Origin of the sequence: Hymenobacter rubidus, from assembly GCF_016734815.1 — a bacterium.
GTDB lineage: Bacteria > Bacteroidota > Bacteroidia > Cytophagales > Hymenobacteraceae > Hymenobacter > Hymenobacter rubidus.
The window spans coordinates 78,188-98,431 of the sequence record NZ_JAERQF010000020.1 but is presented as its reverse complement, the minus strand read 5'-3'; the positions used below and the strand labels follow the sequence as shown (position 1 = coordinate 98,431).

General features: G+C 61.2%; 16 protein-coding genes. 8 read left to right on the top strand and 8 right to left on the bottom strand.

Annotated elements, in window-relative coordinates; genetic code table 11:
- Positions 1-160 precede the first annotated feature (160 nt).
- Together JKL48_RS14350 and JKL48_RS14345 are read right to left on the bottom strand one after the other, a co-directional pair.
- Entirely contained in the window at positions 161-742 is a 582-nt protein-coding gene (locus JKL48_RS14350; RefSeq protein WP_201983619.1) for a redoxin domain-containing protein, read from the bottom strand.
- Positions 743-779: 37 nt separating this feature from the next.
- Positions 780-1,469 (bottom strand): 4'-phosphopantetheinyl transferase family protein, encoded by a 690-nt coding sequence (locus JKL48_RS14345; RefSeq protein ID WP_201983617.1) that lies wholly within the window; start codon positions 1,467-1,469, stop codon positions 780-782.
- Between the two features lie 185 nt (positions 1,470-1,654).
- Between JKL48_RS14345 and JKL48_RS14340 the strand changes: the two genes are divergently transcribed.
- The 6 genes from JKL48_RS14340 to JKL48_RS14315 all read left to right on the top strand — a co-directional run bounded on the left by JKL48_RS14340 (position 1,655) and on the right by JKL48_RS14315 (position 10,874).
- A complete protein-coding gene (locus JKL48_RS14340) occupies positions 1,655-2,581 on the top strand; it encodes a WD40 repeat domain-containing protein (RefSeq protein ID WP_201983616.1) in 927 nt (308 codons plus the stop codon).
- A gap of 93 nt (positions 2,582-2,674) precedes the next feature.
- Positions 2,675-3,742, top strand: coding sequence for a DivIVA domain-containing protein (locus JKL48_RS14335; protein WP_201983615.1), 1,068 nt, complete (start codon positions 2,675-2,677; stop codon positions 3,740-3,742).
- Between the two features lie 320 nt (positions 3,743-4,062).
- The gene (gene folB / locus JKL48_RS14330; protein WP_201983614.1) at positions 4,063-4,431 is read left to right on the top strand and encodes a dihydroneopterin aldolase; all 369 of its coding nucleotides are present in this window, start codon (positions 4,063-4,065) and stop codon (positions 4,429-4,431) included.
- Between the two features lie 279 nt (positions 4,432-4,710).
- On the top strand, positions 4,711-5,136 hold the full coding sequence (locus JKL48_RS14325; RefSeq protein ID WP_201983613.1) for a BlaI/MecI/CopY family transcriptional regulator: 426 nt from the start codon (positions 4,711-4,713) through the stop codon (positions 5,134-5,136).
- A complete protein-coding gene (locus tag JKL48_RS14320) occupies positions 5,123-8,029 on the top strand; it encodes a M56 family metallopeptidase (RefSeq protein WP_201983612.1) in 2,907 nt (968 codons plus the stop codon). The genes JKL48_RS14325 and JKL48_RS14320 overlap by 14 nt, the downstream gene beginning before the upstream one ends.
- 247 nt (positions 8,030-8,276) lie before the next feature.
- Positions 8,277-10,874 (top strand): DUF5916 domain-containing protein, encoded by a 2,598-nt coding sequence (locus tag JKL48_RS14315; protein ID WP_201983610.1) that lies wholly within the window; start codon positions 8,277-8,279, stop codon positions 10,872-10,874.
- A gap of 43 nt (positions 10,875-10,917) precedes the next feature.
- Here the strand turns inward: JKL48_RS14315 and JKL48_RS14310 are convergent, their stop codons facing one another.
- Positions 10,918-11,463: a DKNYY domain-containing protein gene (locus JKL48_RS14310; protein ID WP_201983607.1), complete on the bottom strand. Its 546-nt coding sequence runs from the start codon at positions 11,461-11,463 to the stop codon at positions 10,918-10,920.
- Positions 11,464-11,686: 223 nt separating this feature from the next.
- Positions 11,687-13,324 carry a S8 family peptidase gene (locus tag JKL48_RS14305; protein ID WP_201983606.1) on the bottom strand — a complete coding sequence of 546 codons (1,638 nt, stop codon included), beginning with the start codon at positions 13,322-13,324 and terminating at the stop codon, positions 11,687-11,689.
- A 392-nt stretch (positions 13,325-13,716) separates the two neighbouring features.
- Here JKL48_RS14305 and JKL48_RS14300 point away from each other — a divergent pair, with 392 nt between their 5' ends.
- Positions 13,717-14,136: a hypothetical protein gene (locus JKL48_RS14300; protein WP_201983605.1), complete on the top strand. Its 420-nt coding sequence runs from the start codon at positions 13,717-13,719 to the stop codon at positions 14,134-14,136.
- On the opposite strand, the gene meaB is transcribed toward JKL48_RS14300, so the two are convergent.
- Positions 14,120-15,136, bottom strand: coding sequence for a methylmalonyl Co-A mutase-associated GTPase MeaB (gene meaB, locus JKL48_RS14295; RefSeq protein WP_201983604.1), 1,017 nt, complete (start codon positions 15,134-15,136; stop codon positions 14,120-14,122). The genes JKL48_RS14300 and meaB overlap by 17 nt on opposite strands.
- 209 nt (positions 15,137-15,345) lie before the next feature.
- Between meaB and JKL48_RS14290 the strand changes: the two genes are divergently transcribed.
- Complete coding sequence (locus JKL48_RS14290) at positions 15,346-16,773, top strand: DUF5723 family protein (RefSeq protein ID WP_201983603.1); 1,428 nt, start codon at positions 15,346-15,348, stop codon at positions 16,771-16,773.
- A gap of 178 nt (positions 16,774-16,951) precedes the next feature.
- Here the strand turns inward: JKL48_RS14290 and JKL48_RS14285 are convergent, their stop codons facing one another.
- The 3 genes from JKL48_RS14285 to JKL48_RS14275 form a co-directional block, all read right to left on the bottom strand.
- Complete coding sequence (locus JKL48_RS14285) at positions 16,952-18,040, bottom strand: WD40 repeat domain-containing protein (RefSeq protein ID WP_201983602.1); 1,089 nt, start codon at positions 18,038-18,040, stop codon at positions 16,952-16,954.
- 144 nt (positions 18,041-18,184) lie between these two features.
- Positions 18,185-19,441 (bottom strand): glycosyltransferase family 87 protein, encoded by a 1,257-nt coding sequence (locus tag JKL48_RS14280; RefSeq protein WP_201983601.1) that lies wholly within the window; start codon positions 19,439-19,441, stop codon positions 18,185-18,187.
- A 39-nt stretch (positions 19,442-19,480) separates the two neighbouring features.
- Positions 19,481-20,239: a L,D-transpeptidase family protein gene (locus JKL48_RS14275; protein ID WP_201983598.1), complete on the bottom strand. Its 759-nt coding sequence runs from the start codon at positions 20,237-20,239 to the stop codon at positions 19,481-19,483.
- Positions 20,240-20,244: the final 5 nt, after the last annotated feature.

Below are 20,244 nucleotides of genomic sequence, written 5' to 3'. Positions count from 1 at the left end.
GGGGAAGGGACCAAGCCAAACCCGGACGCCCCCGAAGGGCGCCCCCGAGGTTTCTCTCCGAGAAGGATACCCTCGCTAATCCACGGAAGCGGTAGAGATGCTTCGACGGCGCTCAGCAGGACGTTCTTTCGTGAATTGACTGTATTGGCGAATCAGGTAATTACCGCTTAATCAGGCAGCCAGCGGCTCGCTTGTCCTCTACGCCGGCGGGGCGGCCGGCCAGCACGTTATCAAGTACTTGCTTGAGGTAGTATTGCTGCACACTGCCGGCCACCTGTGGGTTGTCGTCGATAGCGCCGCGGTAGCGGATGGCGAAACCGCCCGATACCGGCTGCAATACCACGGCTTCGGCGGTTTTGCTTACGCCGAGCAAGTTGGCTACCTGCTGGCTGGCGTCGGTGAGGGTGGGCAGTTCGACTTCGCCGGGGGCGGCGGTGCCGGGAGCGTCGAGGTTAATGGGCACATTGATGAAGAGGAACTGCACGCCCCGGCTGCGGTAGCTGCTGCTGAGCGAGGCCAGCCGCTCCTGGTAGAGGCGCGAGAAGGCACAGGCGGGGTTCAGGAACACCACCACCACGGCCTTGTCGTTGGCGTAGCTTTTCAGGCTCACGTCGGCGTTGGCAGCGGTTTTGAGGGTGAAATCGGGAATGGTGGGCCCGGACTGGGCCCGGGCCACGCCCACGGCCAGCGTCACGGCCAGAAGTGCAACGGCGGCAAGGATGGAAATTCGGCGGAAGGACATGGCGAGGGGTTGATTAATCAAATGTAAGTGCCGACAGCTATGCGGGTGATTCGTGACAATACGTAAGCACGTAGCCCGGCGACGGTTTAGAATAGCAAATGCAGTGCCGCGTCTGCACGCCACCCAGCACCAACGTAGCCGGGATTTCGCCGGATTCCCGCGGCTCAAATTCGCCAAGCAAAAGCTGGGTCTTGAAAATGATGCCGCGCTGGGCCGCCAACTTGTATAATGTCTCTTTGGCGCTCCACAGCAGGCTGTAGTGGGCGCTGGCGTCGGGGGTGTCGGCCTGGCTGGCGGCCTGGGCGGCAGCCCACTCATTAGCGGCCAAAAACTTGCTGGCCAGTCGGTAGGCTTTGTCGCGAATTTCCTCTACGTCTACGCCCACGCGGCTATTTTGTGCCAGAATGGCTGCCACCCAAGTGCCGGAGTGCGACAGCGAAACGGTTAAGTCCGGGCTGGCGCCGGCCAGCAAGGGGCGGCCGGTGGCGTCGTTGTGCACCAGTATTGCAGATGAAGGACTTGGCTGCGTTTCAACTAAAAGACGATGAATCAGCACCCGGCCGCCCAGCCATTGCGCCTGTCGCTTGGCATCGGCCTTGGCAGGCATTAGCTGCTGATAGGCCTTAGGGTGGGGCAGCAACGGCCACAATTCGGCGGGCGTTTCGGTGAGGCGCCAGAGGCCCAGCACGGCGGTAGGGGAGAGGTGCTGCAGGGAGTGGAGGGGCATAATTGGAGCAGTCGTCGCGAGCAAAGAACGTCATGCGGAGCATAGCCGAAGCATCGCTGCCGCTTCGTTGTGAGACCAACTAATTAGTTTCTCCGTGGAGATGCTTCGGCTACGCTCCGCATGACGTTCTTTAATCGTTGCACTCCTTGCCTCCAAAGCCGCGAAGCTACCTTTGCGGCAACTGTATGTCTGAAATCTTCCGCCCGCCCGTTACCCGAATCGCCACCCTGGCCGGCCACCGCGACGCGGTGTACGCCCTCACCGGCGGCACGGGCAGCACCGTTTATTCAGGCAGCGCCGACGGCATGGTGGTGGGCTGGGACACCGCCGAGCCCACCCGCGACGGCGAGCTGCTGGCCCGCGTTCAAAACTCCGTGTACGCCCTGCGCCATCTGCCGGAGCTGAACTTGCTGGTGCTGGGGCACAATTTTCAGGGAATTCAGGCCATTGACTTAGCGCAGCGAAAACTGGCTTTTGCCACGGCTCTGCCGCCGGTGGCCATCTTCGAAATGGTGTTTTCGGCAAGCCGGCAGCGGCTCTACGTGGCCATGGGCGACGGCACCCTGGCCGTACTGGTCCTGCCCGATTTCCGGCTGGAGAAACTCCTGCGCCTCGCCGATAAAAGCCTGCGCTGCCTGGCCCTGCACGAGGACCGCGGCGAGTTGGCCGTGGGCAGCTCCGATACGTTCACGCGCATCCTGGATTTGGACACTTTGGAAACCAGGTTCACGCTGGGAGAAAGCACGAATTCGGTGTTTTCGGTGGTGTATTCGCCCGATGGGGCGCGCCTGCTCACGGCCGGCCGCGATGCGCAGATTCGGACCTGGGACGTGGCGGCCGGTTATGCATTAAGCGGCACCGTGCCGGCCCACATGTACACCATCAACCACTTGGCCTTTAGCCCCAGCGGGCAATATGTGGCCTCCTGTAGCCTCGATAAAAGCATTAAACTGTGGGACGCGGCCACGCTCACGCTTCTGCGCGTGCTGGACAGGGCGCGGTCGGCCGGGCACGGCACGTCGGTGAACCGGCTGGTTTGGCCGGGCACCGAAAACCGGCTAGTTTCGTGTAGCGACGACCGCAGCCTGGCCGTTTGGCAAGTAGAGGTGTAGTTGTCAGTTGTTCGTTGTCAGTTGTTAGGAATGAAATTTTCCTGCTGACGCGAAAAGACTGACAACTGACAACAAACAACCGACAACTAGAAAATGAAAATCACCGCCCTCGATATCCGCCAGAAAACGTTTGAAAAATCCTTTCGTGGGGTTGATAAAGACGAAGTCCAGGCATTTCTCACCACTATTTCGCAGCAGTGGGAACGGATGGGCGACGAAAACCGCGAGCTGCGCCTCAAGCTCGAACATGCCCAGCAGGACGTGCAGAAGATGCGCGAGGTAGAAAGCAGCCTCTACCGCACCCTAAAAACGGCCGAAGACACCGGCAACAACATCACCGAGCAAGCCCAGCGCGACGCCGACCTGCGCATCCGCGAAGCCCAGTTTCAGGCCGAAAGCATTATCAGCGAAGCGCGGCAGCGCGCCCGCGAAGTGGTGGACGGCGCCTACCAACAGGCCGAAAAAATCGTGGCCGACATGCAGCGGGAGGTAACCGGCCTGGGCCAGGAGTGCCAGCGCCTCGAGCAGCAGCTCGACGGCTTGGTGCGCGACCTGCATCACTTGGCTTCCGATGCCCTCGACAAAGTAGAAAAAGCCCGCAACCGGCCCAAGGGCAGTACGGCGGCCATCCTTTCCCGCGCTGCCCGCGTACAGGTAGAGCGGCCGAAAGAACCGGCCGCCGAACCCACCCCCGAGCCCATGCCCGCTATGCAAGTCACGTCCACCTCTGCTGTTTCGTCTGCCGCTGCCGTGGCGGCCGCCACTCTGGTTTCTTTCCATCAATCGGCCCGCGCCCAGTCGGAAATGGAGTTGGAGCGCGCCGCCGAAACCACCAGTTACAACCCCAAGCCGGGCCAGCAGCCCGACCCCGGTGCCCCGGCTCAAAACCCGCACCCCGAGATTGAGCGCCCCGGTGCGCCGGCCGAAAACCCCGGCATCTCGCCCGCGCCGCACATCGACCCGCCCGCGCCTTCGCAGGTGCCTGAGCCCAACCCGCCCTACGTGCAGCCGCCCACGCCCGACATCCAGCCCGTGGCGCCCAGCCATCCCGAGATTAATCAGCCGTCGCCCGTGACGCATCCCGGCCAGCCCGGTATGGCCGCTCAGGCGCCCGAGCCGTCCGTAGCCGTGGCAGAAAAGTCGTTTTTTGACGAAATCTAGACCACGGATTTATCGGATTCGACGGATTAGTCGGATTTTGTAGTCGAGTTCAACTGGAAAGCCCGTCTGAGAAGACGGGCTTTCTTTTTTGTGGTTGACCTTTGCGTTGCGCGGCGACCAGTGCTGCTGTTGCTCCGGGCTGCCCTTTAGTGTGCTGGAACGTCCTGCAGAGCGCAGCGCAGCATCTCGCTTGCTGTAACTAATCCTTTACGTGGCGATTGGTTTGCTGCCCCAAGCGAGATGCTGCGCTGCGCTCTGCGTGACGGCCACATTTGCTTGCTATTCTTCAACTTACACTTCACCATTCACCACCTCACCTCATGGGCCAAATCGCACTCGAAGGCATGGAGTTTTTCGCCTTCCACGGCTACTATGACGAAGAGCAGAAAATCGGCAACAAATACGGCGTCGACCTCTACATCGGCACCAACCTGCTGGCCGCCGGCGCTTCCGATAAGCTCCAGCAAACGGTGAATTACGAGGTGCTATACCGCCTCGTGGCCGAAGAAATGCGAGCCCCCGCACGACTGCTGGAACACGTAGCTCACCGCGTGCTCGACCGCATCATGGCCGAACTGCCGCACGTGCGAAAGGTGAAAATCAACGTGAGTAAGTTCAACCCGCCGCTGGGCGGCATCTGCCACCGCGCCCGCGTGACGCTGGTAAAGCGCCGGAAGCAGCCTAAGTAAAATCCCAACAAGACCAAGACGCCCATTTGCGCCTTTGCTGAAGGATGGCAGGTAAAATCTTAGCGGGCTCAGCGCTTCAAAAGGCCCGTCCCGCCAAGGGAGCGTGTAGAAATATTCGCCTTTCTTAATAAAATTATCTGGCTTTTAATCAGCGGATTAAAATACCGTGGGCGTGAATTACGAAATAATTCGTAGGCGAATCTTGCAACTACGAATATGTTCGTACCATCTTTGCTTCATCCTACGAAATAATTCGTAGTAACCTCACGTTTCCACGGCATGAGCAAAGCACCGCTCCCCAAACCTACGGATTCCGAACTGGAAATCCTGCACGTGCTCTGGCAGCACGGGCCTGCCACCGTGCGGGCCATCAACGACCACCTGAGCCAGCGCCGCCAGGCAGAGGTGGGCTACACCACCACACTCAAGATTTTGCAGCTGATGCTGGAGAAGGGCCTGGTGCGGCGCGACGATGCCGACCGCAGCCACGTGTACCGCGCCGCCGTGCGCGAGCAGGAAACCCAGGGCCTGCTCCTCGACAAGTTCGTGGACGCCACGTTCGGCGGTTCGGCCCTGAAGCTGGTGATGCAGGCCCTAGGCAGCCGCCAGACCTCGGCCGACGAGCTGGCCCAAATCCGGCGCCTGCTGAATGACATTGAAATCCAGAATTCCACCCCTAACGCCGAAGACGATGACCGCGCTTGAGAATTTCGTTTCGCCCGCCCTGACGCGGGCCTTGGGTTGGACGCTGTTGCACTCACTGTGGCAGGGCGCCCTGGTGGCCGCTGTGTTGGCAGGCGCCTTGCTGCTGCTGCGCCGCCAGCGGGCCGAGGTGCGCTACGTGGCTTCGGCCGGGGCGTTGGGCATGGTGGTGGCGCTGGCCGGCATCACGTTTGGGCTGTATTTCAATTCGACCGCTGGTGCTGGCAAAGCGCCATTGCTGAGCCCCGGTGCGGTTAAAATGGAGCAGGCACCGTTGCTAAAGCAAGCGGAAGCGCCGACGGCTCACGCTTCAGTTGTTGCGAAAGCGGCATTGGCTGTGACGGTGCCTCCGATTTTGACGCAAAAAAACGGTGCCACTGCGGCGCAATACCGGCCTGCTCCGGCGGCGCAAGCCGCTACGCCGAACTGGCTGGCCGTTGGCCTGCGGTATTTCGATAACCACCTGCCGCTGCTGGTAGTGGCGTGGCTGCTGGGCTTGCTGGCCATGAGCCTGCGCATGCTAGGCGGCCTGCTGTATGTGCAGCGGCTGCGGCGCTACCGCGTGCGGCCCCTGCCGGCTGCGTGGCAGAAGCGGCTGGCGGTGCTGGCGGCCCGCAGCGGCGTGCGCCGGCCGGTGGCGCTGCTGGAGTCGGCGCTGGTGCAGGTGCCGCTGGTGGTGGGCCACTGGCGCCCCGTGATTCTGCTGCCGCTGGGCACGGTGGCGGGCCTGTCGCCGGCATACCTGGAAGCCATTCTGGCCCATGAGCTGGCCCACGTGCTGCGCCGCGACTACCTCGTGAACCTGCTGCAAACCGTGGCCGAAGTGCTGTTTTTCTATCATCCGGCCGTGTGGTTTATGGCCAACTGCGTGCGTACTGAGCGCGAAAACTGCTGCGACGACACCGCCACGGCCCTCGTGGGCGGCGACCCGCTCCGGCTGGCCCGCGCCCTCACCGCCCTGGCCGAGTGGAGCCACAGCGCCGTAGTGCCCACCACGCCCCACCTGGCGCTGGCTGCCATGAGTGGGCGCGGTGCCCTGCTAAACCGCGTCCGCCGCCTGGTAACGCGCCGCCCCGCCGCCCCCACGCTGGCCGAGGGCATCATGGCCGGGGCGCTGGTGCTGGGCGGGCTGGGCCTGCTGGGCGGCAGCGTGGCCCTGGCGGGGCCGTTGGCGCAGCCTACCAATCCGAGCAAGCCTGCAGGTGCTGCTGGGCAAGCCCTGTCAGCCGTTCAGGACACGACCAAAAAAGCCCGTGCCGCCGTTGCGGCGACGGACTCCAGCATGAGTGGCGCGACGCTGCTGCCGGACGGCCGGGCGCGGGCCACGGTCAATGGAGTCAAGGTCGAATTTGACACGCTGATGAACCCGGACATGATGGGCCGCATTCGGCAGCATACCAACCCGATGGTTGCTGAGGAGGACGCTAGCCCGGATGATACGGTGCCCAATCAGGACCGGCCCCGTCCGAAGCGGCGGGAGCGCCGCGTCATCGTCAATGGCCGCGACATGGGCACGCAGCCCTTCCCTGGCCAGCCCGGCACGGTGGTGATTACGAAGGATAAAAAAGGCCGCTTGACCGACTTGGTGGTGAACGGCCAGCACGTGGACGCGGCCACCGAAACCGGCAAAGGCAAGCTCAAAATCAAGGATAAATCGGGCCGCGACGGCCGTGACCAGCAAGTCCGGATTATCGAAGTAATGCCGCCGAATGCGCCCGAGGCGCGCGCTTTCGTATTCCGCCAGGATGGTGGCGACCAAGTGTGGCTGAAGCGCGATGCCGAGCGGAATTTTACCTACAACGTGCCGGCGCTGACGCAGCGGCAGCTAGAGAAAGTGTATGCGGAGAAAGCGTTTTCCGAGCGTTTCAGCAAGAATTTCAACAAGAGTTTCAACGGAAATTTCGACCAGAATTTCAACCGCGATTTGCAGGTGCTGACCTTCGGCAAAGGTCCCGATTTGGACGCCCTGCGCGCCGCCGAGCGCGCCCTGCGCGAAGCCAGCAGCGTGAAAAACCTGAGCACCGAGCAACGCAAGCGCATCAGCAAAGAGCTGGAGGACGTGCGAACCCGCCTCCACAAGTCCGAAAGCCAGGCCCAGACCTCGCACAAGCTGCTGCTGAGCAGCGGCCTGGACGACGAGATGCGCGACCGCCAGCAGGAATTGCAGGACCGGCAGCGCGAGCTTCAGGAGCGCCGCGAGGAGCTGCGGGAGCGCATTCGCGAATCGCAGCAGCAACTGCAGGATTTGGAAATGGAGCGCGCCGACCGCGACCGGGAACGGGCCGACCGCAAGCGCGAGCAGGCCGACCGCGAGCGGGAACGGGCCGATAGCCGCCGTGAGCAGGACGGCGCACTGGTGAGCCAGCTGCTGAAAGACGGCCTGATTAAGGACAAGGACAACTTTCAGCTGAAGCTTACGGCCCGCAGCCTGACGGTGAACGGCAAGGAGCAGCCGGAAAAAGTGTTCCAGCAGTACCGGAAGCTGTACGAAAGCACCCACCCCGGCCGCAAAATGGGCCCCACCGGCTCGATGGTGATAACCCGCAACGGCGACAGCGGCAACAGCAATTTTGACCAGTCGGAAGGGCCCCGGCCGCCGCGGGCCCCGCGTCCGCCCAGAGCGCCCATGGCTGCGCCCCCCTTGCCGCCAATGGCTCCCATGGCCCCCATGGCGCCGCCCGCCCCGCCGCGCATCGACACCGAAGTCCTGCGCAACGAGCTTCGCAAAGACGGCCTGATTGGCGCCGATGACAAGGGCTTTCAGCTGCAGCTCAGCAACTCGGGGCTGGTGGTGAACGGTAAAAAGCAGTCGGACGAGCTGACGGCCAAATACCGCAAGCTCACCGGCCACGAGGACGACAAAAAATTCAACATCAGCATCTCGACCCAGGAGTAAGCGAGGCTGCACCCGCAGGCAAAAGCCGGCTCTCGGGAGGGGAGGGCCGGCTTTTTTGTGCCCGGAATATTTTTCGAAATGCGGTAACGAAACGGACTTTGGGCAGTATCCACAGCCGGAATTGCCCCCGACGCCGGACGGCCGGCATCTTTATTATTCGGTGAAATCACGCTGCCTCACGCAACGCTTAGGCCGTTACCGGCATCTCTTGGCCCTTTTGCAAGCTATTTCTTTTCGAGTGAACCTTATGCTTCGTTTTCTGCTCATTTGCTGGCTGGGGCTTCTTGCTGGTGTGGCGTGGGCGCAAAGCCCGGCCCCAACCGATGCCGCCAGGCCCGCCCCCAAACGCCAGCTCCAGGCCCTGCGCATCAGCGCCGCGCCCAAGCTCGACGGCGTGCTGGACGAAGCCGTGTGGCAGACCGCGCCCATCGCCACCAATTTCTACGAGCGGGAGCCCACGCCGGGCCGCATCGAAAAACACCCCACCGAAGTGCGCGTGCTCTACGACGACAACGCCATTTACGTGGGCGCCATCATGCACGACGTGGCCCAGGATTCCATTTTGCGGGAGCTGAGTGCGCGGGACAACATTGGCAATTCGGACTGGTTCGGGGTGTTTCTTGATACCTACAACGACCACCTCAACGGCTACGAATTCATCCTCACCTCGGGCGGCGTGCAGTGGGACGCCCGCCAGTCGCCGGCCAACGGCGAGGACAGCAACTGGAACGCCGTGTGGGACTCGCGCACCGCCCTGCGCGGCACCGACTGGGTGGCCGAAATACGCATTCCGTACTCGGCCATTCGGTTCAGCAACGCCCCGGAGCAGGTGTGGGGACTAAACTTTTGCCGCCAGCGGCGCAGCTCGCGCCAGAAGTTTTTCTGGAATGAGGTAAAGCCCCAGGTTTCGGGCTTCGTGAACCAGTGGGGCGAACTCACGGGCCTGCGCAACCTCAAGCCGCCGCTGCGCCTCTCGCTCACGCCCTACGTGTCGAGCTACGTGAACCACTACCCCTACAACGTGCCGGGCCGCCAAAACGTGAGCACCAGCTTCAACGGCGGGGCCGACGTGAAGTGGGGCATCAACGAAAGCTTTACGCTGGATGCCACGCTGGTGCCGGATTTTGGGCAGGTGCAGAGCGACAACCAGGTGCTCAACCTCTCGCCCTTTGAAGTGCAGTACAACGAAAACCGGGGCTTTTTCACCGAAGGCACCGAGCTGTTCAACAAGGGTGGCTTGTTCTATTCGCGCCGCGTGGGGGCCCAGCCGCTGGGCTTTGGGAGCGTGAGGGGGCAGCTGCGCCCCGGTGGGCGCCAGGCCGATGGCCAACGAAAAGCGGGCGAGTTTGTGGCAGAAAATCCCGGCATCACGCGGCTGCTGAACGCCACCAAAGTATCGGGGCGCACCAGCAAGGGGCTGGGCGTGGGCGTGTTCAATGCCATCAGCAACGACGTGTACGCCACCGTGCAGGACAGCACCACCGGGGCCCGCCGCGCGGTGCTGACGCAGCCGCTGAGCAACTACAACATTGTGGTGCTCGACCAGAGCCTGAAGAATAATTCCTATGTGTCGCTCATCAACACCAACGTGACGCGGGCCGGCAGCACCTACGACGCCAACGTGACCGGCGGCCTCTTCCGCTTCGCCAACAAGGCCAACTCCTACGCCATCAACGGCCGGCTGATGTACTCCAACCGCCGCGGCAAGTCCTTTGGGTCGGAAGAAAACGTCTCGGACCAGGACGGCTACAAGTACTACCTGGCCTTCAACAAAATATCGGGCAACTTCACCTGGGGCCTCGACCACGGCATCGAGTCGCACAGCTACAATCCCAACGACCTGGGCCTGCTTTTCGCCAACAACAACATCTCGCAGTCGCTCTACGCCAACTACAACATCTACAAGCCTTTCTGGAAGGTCAACAAGCTCAGCACCTACGCCAGCCTCTCGTACTCGCTGCTGGAGCAGCCGCGCCTCTACCAGGACCTGGGCTTCTACACGGGTGGCAACACCACCTTCACCAAGCACTTCCTCACCGTCGGGTTCGACTACTCGCTCATTCCCGTCACCCGCGACTACTTCGACCCGCGCCGGGCGCCCCTCGGCAAGTACTACGTGCGCAAGCCGGCCAATACCGGCCTGAATGGCTTCATTTCGTCCGACTACCGCAAGAAATTCGCCTACGATATCAACGGCGGCGTCCGGCTATTCGCAGCCGACGGCGACCGCACCGGCCGCACCTCCGCCGCGCTCACGCTGAGCCCGCGCTACCGCGTCAGCAACCAGCTCAGCTTTGTGTATGCGCTGAGCGTGGAGCGCAACCAGAACCAGATTGGCTACGCCGGCGGCCTCGACGGCAGCCTGCCTTACGATGACGGCTTCCTCACCCGCTTCGGGGGCAACGACGGCGACGTGCTGCTCGGCCGCCGCAACGTGACCACCGTCACCAACACGGCCACCGCCACTTACACCTTCACCAACCGCATGTCGTTCAACATTCGCCTGCGGCACTACGTGAGCAACGTGCACTACCGCGACTTCTCGCGCCTGCACCCCGACGGCGTGGAAACGCCCGAAGCTACCTACCAGCGCAACCGCGACAATACCTTCAACGCCTTCAACATCGACGCCGTGTATTCATGGTGGTTTGCGCCCGGCTCGCAGGTCAGCATTGTCTGGAAAAACGCCAACAACCCCAGCCTCAACTACTATCAGGCCAACGCGGCCACGCCCCTTTACTTCGATAACCTGAGCAACACCATCAACACGCCGCACAATAACAACGTGTCCATCAAGGTGCTGTATTATCTGGATTATCTGTCGTTGCGGCCCCGGCGGGGGTAAGTATTCGGGTTACTGTGAATACCCACTGCTTGTAGGAATAGTGCTATTTTACGATTTTTCCGTATTTATAGGTAAAATTTTTGTCTTTCCCCTTTTCGTCATCAATTACTTCAAATGTTTTTACATCTGCACCACTTAAGACACGACCCTTAAAAAATATTTTATTGCTTGTTTGTCCCCAATTATTATCTAATATTTTAAATTCATTTATATCATTGATTTCAGAAATATTGTGTCCATATATTATGTGTTTGTCATCATATGCCCAAGGATATGTGTCCAGAAGCTTTAGAAATCTGGGGTTTGCTCCCTTTACTCTGCAATCATTTAAATCATTATAAGAACCAAAAAAATAAACTGATTTATCATCTATGTAATAATAACTACCAACATACTGAATTGTATTCGGATTAAGTCCCCTAATCTTTGTTGTTTCTATAAATACATTGTATTTGTCTTTTCCAATAATTAAATTATCGTTCGTTGTAATGGTCTGAAATGTTTTGCAATCCGCATCAATAACAAGTCTTTTGTAATTGCCACTGCCTTCATTCCATCCTTGAAGATAGACTTTGTTATTTGTTTTCACATATTTCTGTTTACACCCTATAAGAATTAACGGAATTAAAAATAATTTCAAAATCCACATCATGTTTTCTTGTGATTTATGACTTGGTTTTCTAAAGATAAATTCTTTTGTAGTAATAACATTTGGTTATCCAACTTTTAAAGCCTTGGGCTAGCAAAAAGGCGCAGGGTATAGCCCCGCGCCCTCATTAAATCCTGCAAAGACTAACTGCCGCCCCTATCTACTACTTCGCCGTTGTCTGCTGGGCGGCCAACTGCACCGCCGTGTACAGATTCACGATGCCGCCGGTGCGCGAGAGCGTGGCAAAATCCACCATTTCCTTGGTGCCGGGCTTGTAGACCTGCGTGTGGTAAGGCACAGCCGACTGCATGATAATCTGCTTGAGCTGGGTGGCCGTGAGCTGCGGGAAGTACGACTTGAGCACCGCCGCTACGCCCGCCACCACCGGTGTGGCCATGCTTGTGCCGCTGAGCGAGGCGTAGGTGTTGCGCGGCGTCGAGGAATAAATGGCCACGCCGGGCGCAAACACGTCCACCGTCTGCTTGCCGTAGTTGGAGAAGCTGGCGGCCAGGGCCGGGGTGTTGAGGCGGCTGCTGGCGCCCACCGTAATCAGGTTCGGGATTTCGTGCGCGTTGAGGTAGCGGGTGGAAGGGTAGTGCGTGATGTCGTCGGTGTTGTCGCCGCTGTTGCCGGCGGCGTGCACCAGCAGCACGTTTTTACTGGCCGCGTACTGCATGGCCGCGTCCACGGCTTCCTTTTCCGGCGAAAAGTCCTTGCCAAAGCTCATGCTGATGATTTGGGCCCCGTTGTCGACGGCGTAGCGAATGGCGCTGGCCACGTCTTTGTCGCGCTCGTCGCCGTCGGGCACGGCCCGCACGCTCATGATGCGCACGGCCCCGGCCACGCCGTCGGCCCCCAGCCCGTTGCCGCGCACCCCGCCAATGATGCCGGCGCAGTGCGTGCCGTGGCGGGCGTCGGGGCCCTGGCTGTCGGCGTTGCCGTAATGGGTTTCGGTGAGGTCGGCCGGGTGGTCGCCCACAATGGTGCGCGGGTTATAGTCCGGGTTGAGGCTTTTCTCGACGCTGCTGCGCGCCCGGTCGAGGGCCGTGTTGAGCGCTTTCATGCTTTCCTCGTCGTTTGCAAAATTGCCGCGGTGTAGGAAGCCGTAGGCCGGGCCGGCCTCCGCTAGCTCGGGGCGGGTGGTGGCCGTGCGGTGCAGCAGGGCCGAGTCGAGGGTGGTAACGCCGAGCTCCTTTTTCAGGTGCTCGAAGATAGGGGCGGTTTTGGTCACCGCATCGGTCAGGCGGGCGTAGCGCTCATCGGCGGCTTTTTTGTCCTTCTCATAGGCGGCCTTGGCCTTCTCGTACAGGTCGAATTTGTCGCGGTCGGTGGCCCGCACCTGCTTGCGCGTCTTGCCCTCAAACTGGCCCCGGTACTGCGCATAAATGCGGGTTTGCTCCAGAGCTTCCACGTCCACGTTCCGGCCATCGGGCCCGCCCAGGAAGTTCCAGCCGCGCACGTCGTCGGTGTAGCCGTTGTGGTCGTCGTCGATGCCGTTGCCGACCACTTCCGCCGTTTTGCGCCATAGGATGGGCTTCAAATCTTCCTGCGTCGAATCGATGCCCGAGTCGATGACGGCCACCAGTACCGGCTTGGCCGGGCGGCTGGCCAGCAGCTCGCGGTAGGCTTTGTCGGTGCTGATGCCGGGCACGCCATCGGCCTGCAAATCGAGGTGCTGCCAGCGGTGAATTTGCTCGGGCGACAGCGGGGCCGCTGCCTGGGCACGGGCACTGAGCGAAGCAAGGGAAAGCAGGCCCAGCAGGGCCAGGCGGCCAAAAGGCGAACGGATGGGCGTAGTCATTAGCAAGGGAAGGAAACGGAGGGTCAGAAATAATTCCGGAGCGGAAATAGTCAGCGAATCTATAAAAAAATACCGGCCGGCGGGCCCGCGCCACCCATGCCAACTCATTTGCCATTGTCTGCAATGCGCTAATAGCGACTGCCGCCATGAAGCTGCCCAGAACCGGACGCCACTGCCCGGCAACGAACAGGTTTCGGAACAAGAATGCAGAATTAAATTGACATAATACTCAGAAAAGCAATTATTTATGAAATTGGCACGCCAATGGAATTACGTTCTATGTCTCTGGGTGCTGAGTGCTCGAAACCGGACACGAGCCTCGCCACACGCCGGTTTTGCCAGGGCGCTTATTCCCCACTTTTCATTCCGTTCCACCTTTTTTCTGAATCACCATGAAAACCTTCCGCACTGCTTTGTTTAGCACGGGCTTCCTGTTCGGCGCTGCCGCTTTGGCCCAGCCCGCCCATGCCCAAGCGCCGATTCCCCAACCCGTGCAAATGACCCAGGTCGATGCCGTGAGCCTGCGCCTGCGCATCAACAATTCCGGCCAGCAGCCGGCCCACCTCCTGGTGCTGCACCTGGATAACCAAACCTGCCTGCTCAACGAAACCCACCGCGAACCGGCCTACGGCACCCTGCTGAAGTTCGACACGCTGCCCGCCGGGCGCTACGCCGTTATCCTGCGCGTGGGCGCCGACCGCTACCGCTACACGGTGCAGGTCGACAACCACAAAGCGGGCGGCCCCACCATTGCCGTGCGCGAAACCACCACGCACCGCGTCGAGAGCGGGCTGGCTACGGCGTCGCTGTAGCTGAAGCCTGATTATCCGTAAGGTCCAGCAATTCCGTGGCCGCTGCGAAGGGGGTAACCCGTCCGGCGGCCACGGCTTGTTGCAGCGCGGGCAGGCGCTCGCGCACTGCGGCCGTGGCATAAAACCGACTTTCCAGGGCCTGCACAATGCTTTGGTGCAGCCATTGGAGCTGCTGCTGCTGCCGGCGCTGCTGGAAATAGCCGCTGACCTGGGTGGCCGCCGCGTAGTTTTCAATCACTGCCCACACCTCGGCCAGGCCCGTGCCGGCCACGGCCGACGTGAGCAGCACCGGCGGCACCTGCCCCGACGGCGCCGCCGGAAACAGGTGCAAGGCGCTCTGGTAGTCGACGCGGGCGCGGCGGGCGGCCTGCTCGTTGCCGTGGTCGGCCTTGGTGATGCACAGGGCGTCGGCCATTTCCATGATGCCGCGCTTGAGGCCCTGAAGCTCGTCGCCAGCTCCGGCCAGCATCAGCAGCAGGAAGAAATCGACCATGCCGTGCACGGCGGTTTCGGACTGGCCCACGCCCACGGTTTCCACAAAAATGACGTCGTGGCCCGCTGCTTCGCACAATAACAAGGCCTCGCGGGTGGCGCGGGCCACGCCGCCCAGGCTGCTGCCGGCAGGGGAGGGGCGGATGAAAGCGGCCGGCTGCGCCGCCAGCCAAGGCATCCGGGTTTTATCGCCCAGAATGCTGCCGCCGCCGCGCTGGCTGCTGGGGTCAATGGCCAGCACGGCCAGCTTTTTGCCGTGGGTTTCTACTAAAAAACGTCCTAAGGCCTCAATAAAGGTGCTTTTGCCCACGCCGGGCACGCCCGTGATGCCCACGCGCAGGCTGCGGCCGGTGTGGGGCAGCACGGCCTGCACTACTGCCTGGGCCAGGGCCTGGTCGGCGGGCAAGGTGCTTTCGACCAGGGTGATGGCGCGGCCCAGCACCGTGCGCGAGCCGGCAAGAATGCCGGAAACGTATTCGGCCGCAGAAAGGCGTTTGGGAGGAGGCAATATAAAGATATTGGAGTGTGGGCTTTAGCTTGCGGATGCAAAGAACGGGCGTTTCGGTAATCAATGCCGCCAAACGGGAGTGGGCGACGCTAGTTGGGCGTTGGCCGACTGCAGTTGGCGGTGCTGCAGGCCCGCTGGTTCTTTCGCACCTCGTCCTGCCCCTTCCCACCCGCTCCACCTATCCCCTCACCCCTTTTTTTGCCTGCAACATGAGAGCACCTATTCCCCACCTACTGCTGGCCGCCGGGCTGGCGCTGCCCACGGCCGCGCTGGCCCAAAACGAGCTGAGCAACTTCTCGGCCACCGGCCGGGGCGGCGTTATCAACACGTTTGCCACCGATTATCAGACCATTGGCATCAACCCCGCCAACCTGGGCCGGGCCACTAACTTCAAGGTGGCATTCACCATTGCCGAAACCGGAGTTGGTGCGGGCTCGCAGTCGCTCACCAAAACCATGTTCAAGCACATCCTGTACGACGGCGGCCAAAGCCTGACGCCAGCTGACAAGACCCTGCTGACGCAGCAGCTCACCGGCGAAAACGTGCTGAATCTGAATGCTGACGTGACAACCCTGGGCTTGGCCGTGACCCTGCCCAATGGCTTGGGCGGCCTTGCCATAAGCAACCGCCAGCGCGTAGTGGGCCATCTGGCTCTGAACCAGAACGCGGCCGATGTTATCGTCAATGGTAAGTCGGCGGCCAGTCTACAGCCCTATTACGCTTATGCTTCGGGCACCGTCACGCCCACGGGCAAAACCATCGGGGTCGCGTCCTTTCTGGAGGGTACCGCCATTCAGGCAGCTTGGACCAGTGAGTTTAACATCTCCTATGGCAAGCAGATACTCGACAAGACCGGGTTCAAGCTCTCGGCTGGCGTGGGCTACCGCTACATTCAGGGCATCGGCATTGCCGACGTGCGGACGACCGGGGGCACGCTCTATGCCTACAACGCGCTGTCGCCGCTGTTTAAAATTGATTATAGCAAGGTAACTACCGGTAGTTTGAATTTGGAGTCGGGCACCGGGTTGCAGCCCGTGGGGCACGGCAACGGGTACGATTTCGGTTTGGCAGCTGAAATCGGTAAAATGGTGCGGGTCGGCGCTTCGGTGACCGACTTGGGCTCGATGACCTGGACGGGCAACGTGTTGCAGGCGCAAGACCAGAAATTGCAGCAGGTAAACAGCACCGGTCTGAGCACCTACGACGTTATTAACGAAATCAGCAAGCAGTTCAGCAACACCGAGTCGACGTTGTTTACATACGAAGCGGCCAAGGAGCGCAAAGCCGACCTGCCAGCTAAGATGCGCCTGGGCGGCGGCGTGCGCATCAGCCAGTTTTTCGAAGCGGGCGTCGATGTGACGCTGCCTCTCAACAAAGTGGCCGGCAACCTCACCTCGACCTTCGTGGGCGTGGGCGTCGACTATAAGCCCCTGCACTGGCTGAAATTGAGCAGCGGCTTCACCGATGGCGCGGGCTATGGCAAGAGCCTGCCGCTGGGCCTTACCTTCGTGACGCCCGTGTGGGAAGCCGGCATCAGCACCCGCGACCTGGTGGGCCTGCTGAGCGAAAACTCGCCGTACTCTTCGGTCGCCTTTGGCTTGCTGCGCTTCAAAATCGGCAGCACGGAGAGGGAATAGGCCGGTTGCTTAACCGGTTATCCGTCTGGAAAACCAGAACGTCATGCTGAGCGCAGCCGAAGCATCTCGCTCGGGGTAGTAACTCAATCGTTGAATCGAAAGGATTACTCTTGCACGCGAGATGCTTCGGCTGCGCTCAGCATGACGTTCTGTTTATCCCTGCTCCCTGTATGAAGCGTCAGGGCACTACTACGAAAGCGGGCAGGCCCAGCTTGCTGCGCCGGCCGCCCAGCTTCAGGCCTTCATCCACGTATTTGCAGTCCTTGCCTGATGCGTTGGGCTGCTCAATAACGCCGAGGTTGGGATTGTCCTCACGGGCCACGTAGATGCGGCCATCCGGCCCCAACTGCAGGGCGCCGATTTTGCGGTTGGCCGACTTGCCCACCAGCGCTTGGGCTTTGGTTTTGAGGTCGAACTGCCAGATTTGGGTTTCGCCGCCGCCCACGCCGTTGCAGGTGCCGTACACTTTCGAGCCATCCGACGAAAACTCCACGCCGTAGGCCTCGGCGTAAGGCCCGAAGCTGCGCGGGTTGCTCACCTTGCCGGTGCTGCGGTCAAAATCGTATATTTCAAACTTGTTGGTTTCGCGCCAGAGGGCGGCGGCCAGGTGCTTGCCATCGGGCGAGAACTTGAGGGCGCCGATGGCGTTGCGGCCGGGGCCGGCGTTCATGCTGCCCACGTTGCTCATCAGGGGCTTGCCCGATACGCCGTCGGCCGTGACGAGGTAGCTCACGAAGGCGTTGGAGTTCCAGCGGTGGGCCACCACCCACACGTCGCGGCCGTTGGCATGGCGCACGGCGGCCAGCTTTTCGGCCACCGGCTGAATGAGCAGCGCGTTCACGCGCGGTAGGTCGCCGAGGCCATCGGCGCGGGTCATGTCCACGGTGGAGTAGCGCAGGCCGTTGGGCGTGCCTTGTGGCGCCACCGTAAAAATGTAGAAAATGTTGCCCGAGCCGGGGTCGGGCACGATGAGGGCCGACTGGGTGCTGCTGCCGCTGCCCATCAGGTGGTTGCCGTTGGGCATGGGCTTGTGTTCGCGGTTCCATACGGTTTCGCCGTTGGTATAAAACAACAGCTCGCCGCGCGAAGTGGTGGCCACGGCGCAGCCCTCGTAGGTGCTCATCTTGCCGTCGTTCAGCGGTTTGGGGGTGCCATCGGCGAAGCTAAGCCCGGCCTGCTGGCCGAAATACCAGATATCGGTGGGGCGCTGGGCGCTAACCGTCAGGGAGAGTACAAGCGGCAGCAAGGCTAGAAAAAAGCGTTTCATAAAAAAGAAAAGCGGGTGATGATGCGGCTTAACGAAAAAACCGTGCCGGGTGGTGCGTTAATAGCACGTCCTGCTGAGCTTGTCGAAGCATCTCTACCGCAGCAGTAAATGAATTACTTCCGAGGTAGAGATGCTTCGACAAGCTCAGCAGGACGTGCTGTTCGTCACAACGTTTTCCACCGGCCGGGCCAGCAACACCAGCAGCATACCCAGCAGCGACAGCGGCATCAGGAAATACACAAAGTGCAAGCTCGCCGGATTGCCCAGCGCCAGCGCTATGCCGTTGAGTGGCAGTAGCATGGGCAACAGCAGAGCCAGCAACGCCCATTGCCACCGACGCGGCAAGCCAACTCCGAAGGCCAGCAGCGGCAGAAGCAGAATGGCGTCGTAATAGAGGTGATATGTGGTAAGCAGCGTGAGCGTACTCAGCACCAGAAACACGTACCAGTTGGCCAGCCGGAGGCCCTGCCGCCGCAGCCACGTCAGCCGGAGCAGAGCCACCAGCCACAGGGCCCCGTGCAGCAGCGGGTGCCACGGGCTGCTGCCGGGCCGCAGCCATTCCAGCACATTGCCCAGCTCCAGCCGCAAAGTCATGCCTTGAGTGAGGGGATAATCGGGGTCGGCGGGGTCGAAAGATTGGGCGCGCACCTGGGCCAGCAGGTGTTGGTAAGTAGGCAGCAACTCGTGCGGAAAAGCGGCCCAGTGCCACGCCAGCGCACTCAATATTCCAACCACGGCTGCCGCCACAGCCAACGCCAGCCACTGCCGCTGCCACAGAAACCACGCGGCAAACGGCAGCAGCAACGTCACCTTAAACGCCGCCAGGCCCAACAGAATACCCGCCAGCACCTGTGACCAGAAGCTATGCTTCCGCCGTTGCCCAACGGCTAGTGCGCCCACGCCCAGCGCCAGGGCCGCAAAAGTGGGCTGCCCGGTGAGCAAAGCCGGTACGGTGCCTTTTAAGGCCGCGGCCGCCAGCAACAAGTGCCACCACGGTACTGTTTGGCCAATTTCAGCAGGCAGTACTTTCGGCCATAGCCAAGCCAGCAGCCCCAGACTTAGCAGAGCCAGCCCGTACCACAGCGGCCATGCCACCGCATACGGCACCCGGCCAATAGTGAGCCCGAACAGCGCCGCCGCCCACGGCGGGTATAGAAATGGCAGGTTGGGCAGGCCCGGCTGAGTGCGGCTAAGGAGCTGCTCCTGCCGCGTGATGCGCTGCCAGCCGCGCTTGAGCGTCCGGTCGTCGTAAGGATTCTGGCCCTGGCGCAGCACGGCTTGGCCCACGTAGCAGGTACGGAAATCCATGGGCCGGTCGGCGTCGGGGCGAGGCTCCCGCACGAGGCGGCTCAGGTTGAAGAGGGCGACTAAGGTCAGAAAAAACAGCAGCAGGCGGGGCACGTCGCAAGTTAGGCAGCAGTGCAAGCCGAAAGCGGTGGGCTACTGCCGCGTTCTGGCCAACTGGGCGGGAGTAGGCAATTGTTGATGCAACGTGAAGTACTCGTATTGTGGGAATAACCCTTGCCAAAAGGCTTCATTGGGGCTTCCCTGTCGGATGGCCATTTCTTCCTGGGTCATGGGAAAGGGAAAAATATGCACCGGAATCACTAATTGCCCGGCGGTTCGTGCCAGCACCGCCAGCCAGTACACTTCCTCAATGCCCGCGTCGGTAATGGGTAGGCAGCCAGCCGTGAGCGTTCCGCCGTGAATGAAAATGTCGCCGCCAGGCTCGGGTTCGCCCAGGGCCCGGTCGGCCGCGTTGGGATAGTTGAGGCCGAGTGAGAGGTGACAGCAACTGGCCGGATTGAAGCGGTCAATTTCGTAGAAGCCTTCGGGCACCTGCTCATCACCGGCGTGGCGCTTCGGTCCCAAACTCCCCGAAAAAGTAGCGAGTGGATACGCCTGCAACAGCGAGAATGGCCCTTCGCCCGCATTGCGGGCCCACACCTCCAGCGCCCGGTTGGTCTTGATGAGACGCAGAAAGAGCTCAAGATGCTGCGAAGCAATGTGGTGGCGCCGTAGCTGCCCGGCTATTTTGTCGCCCGCTGTCGCCTGTGCGGCCCGCACCCGCCGGAACCGTAGCTGCTCATTCAAAAACGAGGTAGCGTCACTGCCTACTGGCAAAGAACGTGGCTGCGCCAGTACGTGCAGCGCGGGCAGCAGTAACAGCAGCAAGCAGAACAAGCGGCGCAGCATCATTTCCG